Origin of the sequence: Chryseobacterium tongliaonense, from assembly GCF_041224435.1 — a bacterium.
GTDB classification, from domain to species: domain Bacteria; phylum Bacteroidota; class Bacteroidia; order Flavobacteriales; family Weeksellaceae; genus Chryseobacterium; species Chryseobacterium tongliaoense.
On sequence record NZ_JBGFFD010000003.1, the window covers coordinates 49771 to 65663 of the forward strand.

12 protein-coding genes are annotated in these 15893 nt (G+C 37.7%); 8 read left to right on the plus strand and 4 right to left on the minus strand.

Annotated elements, in window-relative coordinates:
- Nucleotides 1-39: 39 nt before the first annotated feature.
- Nucleotides 40-1158 (minus strand): DNA polymerase III subunit, encoded by a 1119-nt coding sequence (locus tag AB8P06_RS07695; protein WP_369840175.1) that lies wholly within the window; start codon nucleotides 1156-1158, stop codon nucleotides 40-42.
- A 279-nt stretch (nucleotides 1159-1437) separates the two neighbouring features.
- Between AB8P06_RS07695 and bamG the strand changes: the two genes are divergently transcribed.
- The 5 genes from bamG (at nucleotide 1438) to AB8P06_RS07720 (ending at nucleotide 6477) form a co-directional block, all read left to right on the plus strand.
- Nucleotides 1438-2715, plus strand: a complete 1278-nt coding sequence (bamG, locus tag AB8P06_RS07700; RefSeq protein ID WP_369840177.1) for a BamG family beta-barrel-assembly machinery protein — start codon at nucleotides 1438-1440, stop codon at nucleotides 2713-2715.
- A 1-nt stretch (nucleotide 2716) separates the two neighbouring features.
- On the plus strand, nucleotides 2717-3310 hold the full coding sequence (gene lptC, locus AB8P06_RS07705; protein ID WP_369840179.1) for an LPS export ABC transporter periplasmic protein LptC: 594 nt from the start codon (nucleotides 2717-2719) through the stop codon (nucleotides 3308-3310).
- Between the two features lie 6 nt (nucleotides 3311-3316).
- Nucleotides 3317-4360, plus strand: coding sequence for an anhydro-N-acetylmuramic acid kinase (locus tag AB8P06_RS07710; protein ID WP_369840181.1), 1044 nt, complete (start codon nucleotides 3317-3319; stop codon nucleotides 4358-4360).
- Nucleotides 4361-4479: 119 nt separating this feature from the next.
- Entirely contained in the window at nucleotides 4480-5346 is an 867-nt protein-coding gene (locus AB8P06_RS07715; RefSeq protein WP_369840183.1) for an AraC family transcriptional regulator, read from the plus strand.
- A gap of 69 nt (nucleotides 5347-5415) precedes the next feature.
- Entirely contained in the window at nucleotides 5416-6477 is a 1062-nt protein-coding gene (locus AB8P06_RS07720; RefSeq protein WP_369840185.1) for a hypothetical protein, read from the plus strand.
- Between the two features lie 139 nt (nucleotides 6478-6616).
- Here AB8P06_RS07720 and AB8P06_RS07725 read toward each other — a convergent pair whose 3' ends face one another.
- Nucleotides 6617-7006 carry a hypothetical protein gene (locus AB8P06_RS07725; RefSeq protein ID WP_007845824.1) on the minus strand — a complete coding sequence of 130 codons (390 nt, stop codon included), beginning with the start codon at nucleotides 7004-7006 and terminating at the stop codon, nucleotides 6617-6619.
- Between the two features lie 29 nt (nucleotides 7007-7035).
- Between AB8P06_RS07725 and AB8P06_RS07730 the strand changes: the two genes are divergently transcribed.
- Nucleotides 7036-7647: an NUDIX hydrolase gene (locus tag AB8P06_RS07730; protein ID WP_369840187.1), complete on the plus strand. Its 612-nt coding sequence runs from the start codon at nucleotides 7036-7038 to the stop codon at nucleotides 7645-7647.
- Here the strand turns inward: AB8P06_RS07730 and AB8P06_RS07735 are convergent.
- Together AB8P06_RS07735 and gldJ are read right to left on the minus strand one after the other, a co-directional pair.
- Nucleotides 7640-8911 carry a UDP-N-acetylmuramoyl-tripeptide--D-alanyl-D-alanine ligase gene (locus tag AB8P06_RS07735; protein ID WP_369840189.1) on the minus strand — a complete coding sequence of 424 codons (1272 nt, stop codon included), beginning with the start codon at nucleotides 8909-8911 and terminating at the stop codon, nucleotides 7640-7642. The two genes, AB8P06_RS07730 and AB8P06_RS07735, sit on opposite strands and share 8 nt — an antisense overlap.
- Before the next feature lie 64 nt (nucleotides 8912-8975).
- Nucleotides 8976-10577, minus strand: coding sequence for a gliding motility lipoprotein GldJ (gene gldJ / locus AB8P06_RS07740; RefSeq protein ID WP_369840191.1), 1602 nt, complete (start codon nucleotides 10575-10577; stop codon nucleotides 8976-8978).
- Between the two features lie 164 nt (nucleotides 10578-10741).
- Here gldJ and porU point away from each other — a divergent pair, with 164 nt between their 5' ends.
- Both porU and porV read left to right on the plus strand, forming a co-directional pair.
- Nucleotides 10742-14626, plus strand: a complete 3885-nt coding sequence (gene porU / locus AB8P06_RS07745) for a type IX secretion system sortase PorU (RefSeq protein ID WP_369840193.1) — start codon at nucleotides 10742-10744, stop codon at nucleotides 14624-14626.
- 60 nt (nucleotides 14627-14686) lie between these two features.
- Complete coding sequence (porV, locus tag AB8P06_RS07750; RefSeq protein ID WP_369840194.1) at nucleotides 14687-15850, plus strand: type IX secretion system outer membrane channel protein PorV; 1164 nt, start codon at nucleotides 14687-14689, stop codon at nucleotides 15848-15850.
- The last annotated feature ends 43 nt before the right edge of the window (nucleotides 15851-15893 follow it).

The window sequence follows — 15893 nt, forward strand, 5'->3', positions numbered from 1 at the left end:
ATGAATAAAAAAATTCCGGCAGTATAGCCGGAGTTTGTATTATGTTGATTTATGGATGTACCTTGAAAGTTTAATCCCTAAATCGGTCCAGATGATCTTTGGGTTTCCGTTCCGGGTCAAATGCAGGTCTGCAGTGCTTATTTCTTCTAAAATGCTTTCAATATTGGCACCACTGATAAATTTCGAAAAGCCGGTCCAGTTGAAACCATTGGCATCAATCTTTTTATACACAAGATCCTGGGACTGGTAATTCTGAAGCAGGGCAAGCCTGAATATTTCAGAACAGTAATTCAAAAAGTTTTTCTGCCTTTCCCTGTTCCAGCCGGCAATCTCTCTTGCCCAGAAAATAATATTCTTAAGGAATTCCGGTTTCTTTTTCACCTGAAATGCATCACGCACCCACTGGATAAAGAGTTTTTCAAATTCTTCATTTTTATTTCCGGATTCCAACAGCTTTATGGCATCGTTAAGGTTTCCCTGAGCTTCATGAACCACTTCCTTCGCTTTCTCATCTGGGGCCGAAAAATTATTTTTAAGATAACCTTCAAGATCTGTATCATTAATTCTCGGGACTTCTACCACCTGCGTTCTGGAAAGTATGGTGGGCAGAATATCATTGATGTTTTCTGCAGTAAGAAGGATTATGGTTTTTGCAGGAGGTTCTTCAAGAAATTTAAGGAATTTATTGGATGCTGCTATATTCATCTTATCTGCTCTCCAGACAATCAGAATCTTGGTTCCACCTTCGAAACTTTTCAGGGCAAACTTCTGGTTTTGGTCGTCTACCTCATCTGCAGAGATAAACAGCTGTTTGTTTTCCGAATCGAGGAAGGCAGTCCAGTCGTCATAGCTCGCATAAGGAGAAGCCATCACCATTTCCCTGAATTCTTCGAACTTATTTTTGCTTAGTGAATTTTTATTGTCAGTATACACGGGAAAACTAAAATGCAGGTCCAGATGGTTTAAGTGCTCAACCTTAGAGGCGGCGTGCTCATTTTCCCTGTACAGGATTTCTCTGGCATAGGCTAAGGCAAGCGGAAATGTTCCATATCCTTCTTTTCCTACGAAAAGCTGGGCATGGCTTACTCTGTTTTCAGCAATACTGTCTTTAAGAAGTTTTTTAAGATTGTCCTGTCCGGCAATGTTCTCCCAATTCATGCTTCAAAGATAAAAAATCTTTAGTGCAATTTTAAAAGTTATGCAAAATTAAGTTTTAGAAATACATGGTATATTGCCATATTCAATTATCAGTCAAAGTTATGCAGATCAATATGCATTATTGAAAGTTACATTGACTATCAGGGGAAAAAATGAATTCATTATTGACAATTCGTCATTTACAATTCACTTTTAGCCCCCTTAACAAACTTTAACCTCAGGAAATTTTTACAATTCATTAATATTTAAGATATTTGCGCATTATTTTAAAAATGTAGAATGAAAAAAATTCTTGTAGTATCATTCATTTCAGTTGGGTATTTCCTTAATGCGCAGAGTTTAAGCAATTCACCATATGCAACTTACGGAATCGGAGATGTAAAATATGATAATACGATTGAAACAGCCTCGATGGGTGGTATTTCAACAGCCTTCATAAGTGATTTCACGAGTAATTTCAATTTTGCCAACCCGGCAAACAACAGTAATTTCGAACTTACCAGTATAAAACTTGAAGCCAGTAACGAAAACAATTACTTTAAAACGAATTATAAGGATACGAAGTCAACTAAGCATTCTACGTATTTATCGAATATATCATTAGCATTCCCAATCTCTTCGAAGATTAAAATGGGACTTTCTTATCAGCCATACAGTTCTAAAAGTTATGAAATCATTAACACGGAAACTTTGGATGACGGAACTATTTATGCTAACCGTTTTAAAGGAAGCGGTACTCTGAATACGGCTCAGGTGGCGTTATCCTATAAATTAAACTCAGAGTTTGCTTTAGGTTTAAGAGCTAATTATTATTTCGGTAAACTTTCCGATCTTAATGAATTTACAGTTTCCAATACGGAGCTGATCAACGGTTATGAAACCAAAAACAGCATCAGAAACTTCAACTTTACCTTAGGGACAAGCTATCAGCATTTAAATACCCGTACTGATAAGAAGCTTACGATTGGTGCTACTGCTACATTTGGGAATACAAGCAATATGACTACTGAATACGTAAACAGTACTTATTTCTATTCAGCAGTTGATACCAAAGCTTACGAAAGTATTATCGAACAAAAAAGCACAAGCTCAAAAAATCTTCTGCCATTACAGGCATCCCTGGGTGTGGGTTACGGAAGCGAAAACCAATGGTTCATGTCTGCCCAGTTGGATTATAAAAAAGGAGAAGATATTTCTTATTTCGGAAAAAGTTTTGACTTTCAGGATTCGTACAGAATTTCTGCCGGAGGTTGGTATTTACCGAATTATAACAACTTCAGAAATTATTTCTCAAGGGTAATCTACAGATATGGTGCCTTCTATGAGAGAGGAAGCCTTAAAATAGGAAGCAACAGCATTAATAAATTTGGGGTTTCCGCAGGGGTAATGCTTCCATTCAAAACCAGCAGCATCACAAGGATGAGTGGTCTTGAGCTTGGTCTTGAAGTAGGTAAACGAGGAACTTTAAAAGACAACCTTATCAATCAGAATTTCATCAACTTCAGGGTAGGATTTAATTTTGCCGATAAGTGGTTCAGAAAGAATCTTTACAACTAGAATGAAACTGATCAAAAACATATCATACAAAAAATATATAGCATGCCTTTTTAGTTGTGCTATATTTTTTGTACTGACCTCCTGTGAAGAAGACCTTACCAAACGAAATGGTAATCAAAGTAAAAATTTCCCTTCACAGATTATCAATAATGCCAAGATCATTCAGAGAGACTCCGGGTTTGTCACTTTAAAAGCCCTCGCTCCTATTATTGAAAAATATGAGCTGATCGACAGCCCGTATGTAGTAGCCAGAAAAGGAATCAATATTGAATTCTTCGACAAGAAAAAACCAAAAATACCCGGAAAGATCACTGCAAAATATGCCCGGATTTTTGAATATAAAAAATTCTATGAGGCTAAAGGTGATGTAAGAATCACCACCAACGAAGGTCAAAAATTTGCCATGCAGAGCATTTACTGGGATCAGAGAAAAAACCGCATTTATACAAAAGATACGGTGTATGTAACCATGGAAGACGGTTCCACACTGGTGGGAGCCAACGGAATGACCGCAAAAGACGACTTCTCCGAATACACCTTCTTCAATAATTCCGGAGATTTCACAACGAAACAACTCTCCGAATCTAAAAAATAATCTCTGATGATTCTACATGCGATCGGGTTGATGTCCGGAACCAGCTTAGACGGATTGGATATCTGCTTTGTGAGATTTGAAAAACACAGCAGCTGGAGCTTCCGGATCCTTAAAGCCGAAACTGTTTCCTATTCAAAAAACTGGGAAGACCGGTTGAGAAATTCAATTAATCTTACCTCTGAAGAATTATTAGAACTTAACGCCGAATATGGCTTTTACTTAGGAAGATCGGTCAACGAATTTATCCTGAAACACCAGATAAAAAACGTTGATCTTATCGCTTCCCATGGCCATACGGTTTTTCATCAGCCTCAAAAAAAATTCACCCTGCAAATCGGAGACGGAAGAGCTATTAAACTGGAAACCGGTTTACCGGTGATCTACGATTTCAGAACTCAGGATGTCCTGATGGGTGGAAACGGTGCACCTTTGGTTCCTATCGGAGACGAGCTTCTTTTTTCTCAATATGATGCCTGTCTCAATCTTGGCGGATTTTCCAATATTTCTTTGCAACAGGACAATCAAAGGATAGCTTTTGACATTGCTCCTTTTAATATCATTCTGAACAGACTCGCTCAAAAATTCAATAAAAGTTTTGATGAAAACGGGAATCTGGCAAGAAAGGGCCATATCAATGAAGATCTTTTAACAAAGCTGAATTCCTTGGATTTTTACAGCCAGCAACATCCTAAATCATTAGGGATAGAATGGTGCAAGGAATTTATTTTTCCGCTGTTGGATGCCGGAACAACCGAAGATGTTATGGCTATATTTACAGAACATGTGGCTCAGCAAATCTCTAATGTTATTCATAAGTACGGCTTAAAAACGGTACTCTGCACAGGCGGAGGTACCTACAATACTTTCCTGATTGAAAAGATAAAAGAAAAAACAGGATCAGGAATCATCATTCCGGAAAAAGAGATCATCGATTACAAGGAAGCCCTGATCTTTGGTTTCATGGGTGTTTTAAAGATGAATAACGAGATCAACGTTCTTTCTTCCTCAACGGGAAGTATAGCTGATCATTCTTCCGGGCAGATCGTTTAGACAAAACTTTTGCAGTATACAGGCAAACCACTCTTTGTTGTTGTCAATAATATAGATATAGACAACGAAAATTTGTATTTTTAACTCATCTTTGGAAAGAGAAGAAATTATAAAAAGAAATGGCATCAGTCTCAAAAATTAAAACTTATCATTTTCTTCCATATAAATACGGTTCGGAGCTGCTATTAGATATCGGACGTATTGAAACTTTGAATAATTTTGTATTAGATAGTACATTACATCAACTTAGCTTTTACGAAATTCTTTTCATCGAAGAGGGAGCAGGTACTTTTACATTGGACGAAAATAAAATGTTAATCACCCCACGAACTATTCTTTTCACAAGTCCCGGACAAGTACGTCGCTGGGAAATTGAGAAGGAGGTAAAAGGTTATACACTGCTCTTTGAAAAAGACTTTCTGCATCTTTTTTTTTCGGATGAACTGTTTCTGTACCGGTTTCAATACTTCCATCAGTATTCACGTCCGACCGAAATGCAGATATCCGAAACATCATTTGGAAAATGTTTAGAACTTTTGCATGAAATAGAACTAGAGTTCGGGCAGCTTCAGAATGACAGCAATCATTTGATCAGGTCACTTTTATATCAATTACTTGTAATTCTCAATCGGTATTATGCAGGTGTTTACAATGTTCAGAGAGACACCTATGTTTATTCAGATTTTTATAGATTCCGATCTCTGCTGGAAAAGAGAGTTATGCAGGACCAGAGAGTTGAAGCCTATACAAAAATGCTTAATATCAGTCCGGGGTTCCTTAATAAAATCTGCAGACAATTTAGTGGATTATCAGCCCAGCAAATGATTCATTATAAGCTGATTTCAGAAATAAAGAAACAACTTTATCAAAATAAATCCGCCAAAGAAATCGCTTATGAATTTGGCTTTTTAGATCCATCTAATTTTAACCGTTTCTTTAAAAAGCTTACAGGTACTACGCCTCAACAATACCGGAAGAAGATATAAATGATCATTTTAAACTTAAAATGACCATTTTAGTACGATAGTAATATTCTAATTTTACAAAAAAAGAATATGATAAAATTTACACTCAGTCTTCTATTATCCGTAATGAGCGTATTATTAATACAGGCGGAACAATTATACGTTAATCCTCAGACCGGCAACGACGCAAATTCCGGAATAAAAACCCTTCCGTTAAAGACACTTATAGAGGCCGCAAGACGCGTAAACTTAAACAAAGAGCAGGGAGCAACTACAATTATTCTTTCAGAAGGCATACACCTGCTAACCCAAATTGTTGTATTCACCAATGACAAGTATACCCTTAAAAACCGCCTTATCATTCGTGCGGATGTTATGCCTGATGATGAAGATTGGACTCCAAAAAAAATGCCTGTCATAGTAACGGTAGTACCACTTACCCCAGGAGTGGGCGGAGAAGAAGCGAGAGGTATACAACCAGAGGTTAGTCATGTAACCATTGAAGGCCTGCGATTTACCGGCAGCCCGGATTATTCTTATGTAGATGGCAGCAATCTAAGTCGTTCCTATCCCATATGGCGGGATGGAAAAAAACTGGATGATCTGCTCGTAACTCAATGTCTTTTTGCCGGGAATGAAGATGTATTGCCATTGCATGTGGGGATTATAGCCAATGGCTATGGTCTGGTTATCGATCATTGTGTCTTCTTCAATTGTAAAAACCCGGTTGTTTTCTGGAAAAATGACGGAAGCACCGGCAGCCGCAGTGCCATGCGTTACTCTCTGGTATATGGCAGTTATTTCAGTGGTGTCTGGACTACACAAAGCACCAATGGTGACCAATTCGATTTTCACCATAACATCATAGCAAACAGCAGTACAGTTTGGATCAGAGAAAAAGGAAGTACCCGCCGATACAAAGCATCTGACTGTCTCTTTACCGACTATACCAATCTGGCAGGATTTGGTAGTGGCCCGTTAAGTGGCAACGCTGCAACTTCAACGGATTTTCTGGAAATGAAAAATGTGCAAACCACCGGAACCGTAAAAATTGAAAAAGATCAGAGTAAACGCAATTATCTGCAATTAGCAGAAGGTTCGACCGGCTCAAACCTGGAGGCAGGGCTTTTTAAAAAGAATCAGCAGAAATAATAAATGAAAATATATTCATCTTAATTCTGTATAAAGTATGTTGCAAATGTGCTAATTCTTCTATTCATAAAGAAATCTTTTACTACACAATTGACAAAATAACAGGCATAAAAAAACCTTCATTGCTGAAGGTTTTATTTTATTTATATGTTTCTATTTTATCTGTCAGGGTATTGATAAAATTCTGCAGCGGCTTCTCAACCATCATTTTTATAAACGGGTTAAATTTACCTTCAAAAAGCATCTGAACTTCAGTCTGGTTTTCGCTCACAGGATTTAAAGCTGCCGTTAATGAAAAATCCAGACTTGAACTCGCTGATTTTAAAACAGCTTTTTGGTCTGTAACTTCATCTATTTTCAATGCAATTTCCGGCATTCCCTGTAAGCCGAATTTGAACCCGTCTTCTCTGGTTTCAAATTTCTGAAGGCCGTCCGGCATAAATTGTTTATAGTTTTCAGGTGATTTTAGCAGCTCCGATAACTCTTTAGATGATTTATTGACAATAATCTTTCGTCCTTCTAAATTCATTTTTTATTTTTGTATTTAAATTCTTACAAATGTATAAAGTTTTTGTGAACGAAAAAAAATTATTACTGTCTAAACAGCCTGAAAATCTTGAAAAAAGTATCGGGTATGAAAACGTCACAACTTTAGAAATCGCATTGGATCTTCTGGAAAATACATCCGTAAAAGAACTTAATGTATTTGGAGATGATATCGATGGAATTTGGAACGAATTTCAAGGCCTTTTCAGGATTATAGAAGCGGCAGGTGGCGTTGTAAACAACAGTAACGGAGAAATTCTTTTTATCAAAAGATTGGGAAAATGGGATCTTCCGAAAGGGAAAATGGAAAAAGGAGAATCCAGGGAAGAATCTGCGGTAAGGGAAATTGAGGAAGAAACAGGTTTAAAAGATGTGGAACTGGTACAATTCATCAATACAACTTATCATATTTATGTGGAAAGAAACGGGGATAAAATTCTGAAATGCACTCATTGGTTTGAAATGAACTTCAATGGTGAAGACACTTCAAAACCTCAGATTGAAGAAGGAATTACCGAAGTAGCATGGAAAAACACTTCTCAGATAGAGAATGAGGTTTTCCCGGGCACTTTCAAAAATATTAAACTTATCATTAAAGAATTCTGGAATATCAAGACTAAATAAAGTCTACCACTTTCTCTAAAGAAATTCCTCTCGATGCTTTTAACAGAATATTTTCAGATTGAATGGTATTCTGTTTTAAGTACTCTGTTAACTCTGCAGTGCTTTCAAAGGCCATTACCGAAGGATTAATGCTTTTAAAATTTTTACCGACCGTAATAATCATATCAAAACCCAGGTCCTGAGCCAGCTTCAGGATATTGCGGTGCTCAGCTTCGCTTTCTGCTCCAAGCTCAAGCATATCTCCGATGATGATGGTTTTGGTTCCTTCAAAAGTGATAAAGTTATTCAGGGAAGCAGTCATTGAGCTCGGATTGGCATTATAAGTATCTAAAACCAGTGTCCTGCCTTCTTTCTTCACAATCTGTGAACGCATGTTGGTCGGGGTGTAATTTTCGAGGGCATGTTTGATCTGATTGATGTCAATTCCGAAATGAAGCCCTAAACCTGCAGCTGCACAAAGATTCGTAAAATTATAATTTCCGGTCAGTTTTGATAAAATATGGGTATCCTGATAAGACATTCCTACAAAATGGTCTTTAGAAAATGTTTCAAAATAATAATCGGAATCCGGTTTTCCGAATGTGATCACAGGTTCGTAATTTTCAGTTTTAGCGATCTGAATTTCATCATTTTCATTCACCAATATGGTTTTATGAGCAGCTTTCAGATAATCATACAGTTCGGACTTTCCTTTTATTACGCCTTCAAAACCACCAAAACCCTCCAGATGAGCCTTTCCAAAATTGGTAATATACCCGTAATCCGGACGTGAGATAGAGCACAGAAGCTCAATTTCTTTCTGATGATTGGCTCCCATTTCTATCACAGCCATTTCGTGTTCCGGCCGGATCGATAAGATCGTTAAAGGTACTCCGATATGATTATTCAGGTTTCCGTAGGTATACTGAACATTATATTTCTCCGAAAGAACAGCATGAATCAATTCTTTTGTCGTTGTTTTTCCGTTACTTCCGGTAAGCCCAATCACAGGGATTTTCAGCAGGTCTCTGTGACGGATGGCCAGGTTTTGTAAAAAATCTAAGGTAGAGGGAGTATAGAAAATATTTTTTTCTTCATTTTCAAATTCCTTCTGCTCTACTATTACTGCTAAAGCTCCGTCTGCAATTGCTTTTTCCGCCAAAGTTGCCGCATTGAAATTTTCACCGGAGAAAGCAAAGAAAATATCATTTTTTTCTATTTTTCTGCTGTCGATAGTCACTTTCCCGGACTTCAAAAATAAAGGATAAAACTGTTCTATATTCATAGGTCAAAAATAAAAAAACCTTCCAAGATTTTGGAAGGTTTTTTATAATTATTTTTGATAAATATTATCTTCTAGTTCTATTCTTATCGCTTGCTCTCGCATCCTGTGCAACACGGAATCCTACCCAGCCATAAGCTCTGTTTTGATCTTTATATCTTCTTTGTCCCGGATCCAGCCAATATGCTGTATCTTGCCAAGAACCTCCTTTTACTACTCTGATATCGTTAGTTACAGAAGAAGTTCTTTCTTTAGAGTCTTTCTGTAATTTCACTCTACCAGAACCGTCAACAATAAATCTTTGTTTCGGAGAATTGTACATATTGTAAGAAGTAGCAGAATCTGGTGCATTGTAATAATCTAAAGAAGATTGTCTGTCACCGTCTCTGTAGTTTCTGTAATCAGCAATTGTTTCTCTTTCATACTGTCCGGGTAAGTTTCTGTATACCAATCTACCGTCGGCTAAAGTATCATATTTGATGCTTCCTTCGTCTACCATTTTATAAGTTCCGTCTCCGTTTCTTACAACAGCCTGAGGCATGTTTCCTCTGTAGTAGTTGAAATCACTGTAGTCTTCATCGATAACGGGTCTGTATACATCGGCTGTCCATTCAGAAACGTTTCCGTACATACCGTAGATACCAAGGTCATTAGAAGGATACTGTCTTACGTCTGAAGTTCTTGCAGAACCGTCGTTTTTCCAGCCGGCGATACCTGAATAGTCACCTTTACCCATTTTAAAGTTTTCAAGGAACATTCCTCTTTCTTTACCTTTAGTACCTCTCAGTTCTTCTATTTCAGGTTTTTTACCTAAATATTGATTATACTCTCTGTTTTTAGCCATCCCAAGAGCTGCATATTCCCATTCAACTTCTGTAGGAAGTCTGAATTTCTGAACCATCGCAGCGTTTGGAGCTCTGTTTGCGGCAAGAAGTCTCTGGTTGGTTGTCTTCAAACCTGTCTTCTGCTGCATTCTTTGTTCATTTATATAACCTTGCATTTCAGGATCATTCGATTTGAATTTATCCATGTTAAATGCTGTTCCGCCCTGATTATTAGATTCATTAATGTATAAATCCTTTGCAATAATCCCTGCAGACATTAACGCTTTTTCGTTAGCTCTGTCTGACAACCATTCGCAGTATCTGTTGGCTTGAGTCCAAGACACTCCTACTACAGGATAGTAATCAAACTCAGGAGAACGGAAATACGTCTCGTTGTAATCATTTCTGGATAGTTTGTTATCCCATAATAAGGTATCCGGTAAAGCACCGTTATAGATTTCCTTAAAACTAGGATCACTTGGTGGGAATACATACTTCAACCATGTAAGGTATTCGCGGTATTCGTAGTTAGTAATTTCTGTTTCTCCGATAAAGAATGAACTTACCTGCATTCTGCGAGGTGAGTTATTCCAATCGTGCATTACATCATCTTTCACTAATCCCATTGTAAAAGTTCCACCTTCTACATATACCATTCCCGGCCACCCCTTCTGCTTTTGTTGCTTTCCTGCAAAAAACCAACCTTGTTTTTCGTTCGGTTTCCAACCCGTCTTACTGATAAATTTTTTGGTACCTCCACCCTTGTTGGTACCTGATCCACCACAACTGGTTAATGCAAGTGTAGAACTTAATGCTATTAATGAAAACAACTTTAGTTTTTTCATAGTCGATATAAATATTTTCAAAGTACAAAGAAAAAATAAATTATTCAATAAATCAAGAAAGATTTGATTTTTTTGAAAAACGATAACAAATTAATTTTATTGTATCGTAATTTAATTATAAAATTTTCGTTTATTTTGTAATTTAGATAATTTTAAAAACAAACATGAAACAAAAAATTACGTTTTTATTCCTATTAGCTTTTGTATCAACATTTTATGCTCAAAAAATAAACATCGAATGGGACGGATCTAAAGTTCAAGACTTCGGCGATACAAAAATGAATCTTCCAAACTTCAAAAACGAAGGTTTTTCTTTCAGCCAAAATAACATTTTTATAACAACTAAACAAAAAATAGGAGAAAAGCAGTTAAAGATTTCAAATTTAGTATGGGAAACCATTTCGAACAGAGATTTATTTGAAATCAACAAAGATGCTTTACCTGATTATGATATTACAGATGCTGTTTACTATTATCTGGAAGGAGAAAAATATGCCAGCATCAATGTGGCCTTATTCAAGAATGTAAAAGGCCGTATTCAGAGGCTTTCATCTTTTGATGTTTCCGAAACGGCAGCCAACAATACAGGAAGCACCTACAAGGTGGGAACTACCACAAATCCACTCGGAACCGGAGCTTTTTATAAAATTAAAGTAGATAAATCAGGGATTTTCAAAATCACCACCCAGTTTTTAAAAGATAACGGTATCAATCCCGGCTCTATTAATCCCAAAAACTTCCGGATTTACGGAAACGGTGGTATTATGCTTCCGGAGCACAATGAGGATGTAAAATACGGAGCATTACAGGAAAATGCCATTCAGGTGGTAGGTGAAGACGACGGAGTATGGAATGATAACGATTACGCGCTTTTTTATGCACAGGGACCTAACGGCTACAACCTTTATAATAAATCAAACGGTAACGGCTTTAAAAGAAGGGATACCAGAAATGACAGAACCGAAAATTTAAAAAATATCTACGAAGATTTTTCCTATTATTATATCAACTTTGATAAAGGACAGGGAAAAAGAGTTCAAACGGTAGATGCGAATCTTCCCGCTAACCTGATTACCAGGTTTGACAATTATCAGGTGCTTAATAACGACCAGAAAAACTTATTAAAAGTAGGAAGAATCTGGGTGGAAGAAGCTCCGTTCACAACTGATAAAACGGTTACCTTCACTCTTAATTCACCTATTCAGGGTGGAGACAACATCAGATTTGCCACCCAGGTTATCGGATATAAATCCCAGGGAAACAGTATCGGTTTCGATATCAATACCCAGAACCCGGTGACCCAGACCTCATCGTCTTCCGACCTTGATTTCCGACCTTTCAGGTATAACGGAACGATAAGCAATTTAAGCGGCAGTCAGATTTCTATTAATTACAAACCAAGTATTACCACAAACCCTAACGGAGTTTTCTATCTCGATTATGTGGAGGTACAATATAAAGAAGACCTGAAATATAACGGTTCTCAAATCAGCTTCAGAGATTTTTCACTGGTAAGCGGAAGCAATACCGCATATGGCTTCAGCATTACAAACACCTCCGGTATGGAACAGGTTTGGGACGTTACGGATATTACCAATGCCAACAGAAGAGTTAATAAAGCTGCCGGTGGTACAATCTTTAATTTCGGGTATATCACTGCTGATCAGAATTTCAATAATGAGTTTGTGGCGTTCAAAGCTGATGCTGCATTCTCGCCACAGTTTGTAGAAAGAATTGCCAATCAGGATCTTTCCGCATTACAGAATATAGACTATCTGATCATCACCGTTCCTGAAATGATGAGCCAGGCCCAGCGATTAGCCAGCTATCATCAGACCAAAAACAATTATAATGTACAGATTGTAGACGCCAATAAAATTTATAATGAGTTTGGCAGCGGAAGTAAAGACCTTACGGCAATCCGTGATTTTGTTACAAAACTCAATACTCCGCTGGGAAGTTTAAAATATGTTTTTATTCTTGGAGACACTTCATACGACTATAAAAACAGGATTTCCAACAATACGAACGTAGTTTCAAGTTATCAGAGTGAGGAGTCTTCCGAATACATTACATCATACGTTACGGATGATTATATTGTAATGACCAAACCTCAGCAGACGGTAACTTCAATTACCAGCAACCTGCCCGATCTGCCTGTGGGAAGAATTCCTGCAGCTAATGCTTCAGAAGCAGGGGCTATGATCGACAAGACCCTTGCTTATTATAATGCACTTCCGGGGCAATCGTCTCCTTTCGGGGAATGGCGTATGAAACTTGATTTCGTTGTAGATGATAATGATGAAGGAGGCGGTCCTTTCCATGACGTAATGAATAATACATTATCAAATATTTTTGAACAAACAGGCTCAACCAACCTTAAAGAATATAACGTAAGAAAATTATACATGGATGCTTTCCAGGCTCAGAGTACGGCAGGAGGACAAAGATATCCGCAGGTGAACCAGGCTATTTCCAACGATATCGGCAACAGCATGTATCTTTTCTATTTCGGACATGGGGGAACCAGCGGATGGGCACAGGAAAGAGTACTGACTCTTGATGAAATTGACAATGCCAATAATTTCTCCAATGTATACAGCAGATTTCCGTTTGTATCAACGATAACGTGTGAATTCACTTTATGGGATGAGCCGGAAACATTCTCTGCCGGTGAACGGTTCCTGAAAATGAAACAGGGAGGCGCTGCAGCCATGATCACATCCAGCCGTGCCATCGGGGTAGGATACGGACGTGATTTTACAGATCTTTATACCAAAGACATCTTCAAACTGGTAAATGATGATTTTGAATCTTTAGGAGTTGCCCACCTGAATGCTAAAAAACAAAAGGGAGCAGATCCCAACCATTTAAAGGTAAATCTTCTTGGTGACCCGGCTATGAAACTAAGCAGACCTAAAAGACTACTGGTGATCGACAATATCGATACTCCGGTACCGGGATTAATCAGAGGATTGGATTTTGTGAAGATTAAAGGGCATATCAATAATACCAACGGAACAGTGAATACCACATTCAACGGAAGGGTTGTCATTAATATTTTTGATAAAAGATTAAATAAGAAAACATTAAATAATGACGGCGGTCTTACTCCGATTCTTAATTATACTGAAGAAGGAAGTGCCATCGTAAAAGCATCGGGAACTGCTGTAAATGGTGTTTTCACCGTTGAGTTCTACGTTCCGAAAGATATCAACTATGCAGTTGGAGAAGGAAGAATATTGGGCTATGCCGATAATAAGGTTACTGATGTATTCAACAATCAATCTGTACAGGTGGGAGATATCAACCCGAACGGAATTAATGACAGCCAGCCTCCGAAAGTAAAGCTGTATATGAACAACACCAATTTCGCAGACGGAGGAATTACCAATCAGAACCCTATGCTGCTTGCGTGCGTTACCGATGATACGGGAATAAATTCTACCGGCTCTGGTATCGGTCACGATATTACTGTATATTTGGACGGTCAAATTATCAACACCATCGTATTAAATGATTTCTATGCTTCAGGAGAAGGAAACGGATGCCTGAGCCCAAGTCTTGCAGACTATCAGAAAGGAAATGTAACCTACCCTTTCAGGAATCTTGCGGTAGGTCAACATCAATTAACATTTAAAGTTTGGGATATAAACAATAATTCGACGACAGAAACGTTAAACTTTGAAGTTAAGGATGAGGCCGATCAGCATCTGGTTATCAACAGACCATTAAACTGGCCGAATCCTTTCACCAACAAAACATATGTACAGTTTGAGCACAATTGTGATGATATACTGGATGTAAATGTTCAGATCTACACAATTACAGGAAAATTAGTAAAAACAATATCTCAGCCGGTGGTGGCAGAACCGTTCCTACAGGGCTTCAGAACCCCTCGTCAGGCAATAGAATGGGACGGAAGAGACGATTTTGGTGCCACAGTTGCAAAAGGAACGTATATTTTTAAGATATTTGCAAAAAGTCAAAATCAAGAAAAATGCAAAGGAAGTGCTACAGCTGTAGAAAAAATGGTACTTTTGAAGTAAAATAAAACAACAATAAATAATCATATTAATAAAAAACTGATAATATATAAAAGACAACATATGAATTTAACTACTAAACTGCTTTTAGGAATTGGTATCAGCGCTGGTTTTTTAGGCTATTCGCAAGATTTAAGTCAGGTAAGACCTGTATTAACCGGAGCTCCATTTCTAAGAATCGCACCGGATGCAAGATCAGGAGGTATGGGAGACCAGGGTGTAGTTACCTCTCCGGATGCATTTTCCCAATTCTGGAATGCAGCGAAATATCCTTTTAGCAGAACAAGTTCTTCCGTTGGGTTAAACTACACACCTTATATGGGGAAACTTACGAATGATGTATTTTTACTATATGGTGCATTCCATAAATTCTTAGGCCAGGATGAAAGAGCTACCATCTCTGCAAGTATTTATTACTTCAATATGGGGCAGGTAGATTTAACCCAGCTGGTAGGTTCGGAAGTAACTTCTATGGGTACTTCAAAACCAAACGAATTCTCAATTGACGTAGCTTATGCCATGAAGCTTTCCGATTCCTTCTCCGGTGCTGTTACCGGTAGATTCATCCGTTCAGATTTAGCCGGAGGTTTCAACACAGATACTACTCTTAAACCGGCCAATTCATTTGCAGTGGACGTTTCGGCATACTATACCTCTCCAAGATTCTCAAGTTTCGGAGGATATGACGGTAAATTAAATGCAGGTTTAGCCATTCAGAATGTAGGTCCGAAATTAGATTATACAGGAAATGAAGAATCAAGATCTTATCTTCCGACTATGGCAAGATTAGGGGTTGGTTATGATATGTACCTGGATGATTTAAACAGAGTAGGTCTAAGCATTGAAGGTTCTAAAATCTTAGTACCGGGATCTGAATTTGTAGGAATGGACCCTAATACAAGACAGCCTATCTATGAAGTACCTAACGTAGGCCCGATACAAGGGATCACCAAATCTTTCAAAAACAAAAACAGTATCATGTACAGTGGTGCTTTAGAATATTCTTATGACAATGCTTTTGCAGTAAGAACTGGGTATTTCCATGAAAGTGAAGAGCAGGGAGCAAGACAGTTTGCTACAGCAGGTATCGGTTTAAAATACCGTTCTTTCGGATTGGATATTTCTTACCTTATTAATATGTCTAAAATCAACACTGCTTTAGATAATACACTTCGTTTCGGTTTAACATGGAACATCGGCGACGAAACATCTAATGTTGATTATTAAAAAAATATAATACATAAGTTTACAAAAGTCTCATTTTTATGAG